Origin of the sequence: Actinosynnema sp. NPDC023658 (assembly GCF_040639995.1) — a bacterium.
Taxonomy (GTDB): Bacteria; Actinomycetota; Actinomycetes; order Mycobacteriales; family Pseudonocardiaceae; genus Actinosynnema.
In genome coordinates this window covers 1-1,022 of sequence record NZ_JBFAAX010001514.1, presented here as the reverse complement: position 1 = coordinate 1,022, position 1,022 = coordinate 1, and the positions used below count along the sequence as shown (strand labels likewise).

Here is a 1,022-nt window from a genome sequence, read left to right as displayed (position 1 = left end):
GTACCTGGCCAACTGGTCGTCCGGCGAGGGCGCGGTGCAGGTCCCCGGCGTCGACGACTACCCGCAGCTGTTCAACTGCCTCGAACCCGACGCGTGGGGGACGGGCGAGGGCGTGACCCGGCGGCTGAACGACACCGCGCCGGTGTACGCCGCCGAGTACCAGGCGGGCGCGATCGACCTGAACGACGCCGGGTACGACAAGTGCCGCGACCTGACCGGCCCGGAGTACATGAAGGTGTTCTACAAGTCGAACGTGGTCGAGAGCGGCGCCACCATGTTCGGCTACTACATGGCCTACGGCGGCACGTCCTGGGGCTGGCTGCCGCAGCCCAACGACGTCTACACCTCCTACGACTACGGCGCGGCGATCACCGAGTCGCGGCAGCTCACCGCGAAGTACGACGAGTTCAAGCGCCAGGGCTACTTCATGAACGCGGTGGCGCCCCTCCGCAAGACCGACCCGGCCGCCGGGCCCCCGCCCGGCGACCCGGCCGTGGCCACCAGGGCGCGGTCCAACCCGGACACCCGCACCCAGTTCGTCCTGGTGCGGCACGCCGACCGCCGCACCGACGCCGACCTGTCCACCACGCTGGACTGGTCCACCCCGGACGGCCGCTACCAGGTGCCGGTGCGGGTGAACGGCCGCGACGCCAAGATCCTCGTCGCCGGGTACGACCTGGGCGGGCAGCGGCTGGTGTGGTCGAACTCCGAGATCCTGACCCACGTCACCACGTCCGGCCGCGACGTCGCCGTGCTCTACGGCCGGGACGGCGAACAGGGTTCCACGGTCCTGCGCTACGACTCGGCCCCGACCGTGAAGGTGCTCGACGGCGCGGTCCGCAGCTCCTACGCGGGCGGCGACCTGCGGCTGGACTACACGCACACCGGCCTGACCCGCGTGCTGGTCACCGGCGGCGGGCGGCAGCCGTTGCTGCTGCTGCTCGGCACCGACCAGACCGCCGCGCGGTTCTGGCGGCAGGACTCCTCCGCCGGACCCGTCCTGGTCCGCGGCCCGGCGCTGG

The 1,022-nt window shown here is 72.2% G+C and carries 1 protein-coding gene; it reads left to right on the top strand.

Features of this window, described 5'->3' with window-relative positions:
- Positions 1–1,022 (top strand): beta-galactosidase (locus AB0G02_RS42190; RefSeq protein WP_360806797.1); only part of this gene is annotated, 1,022 nt, incomplete at both ends.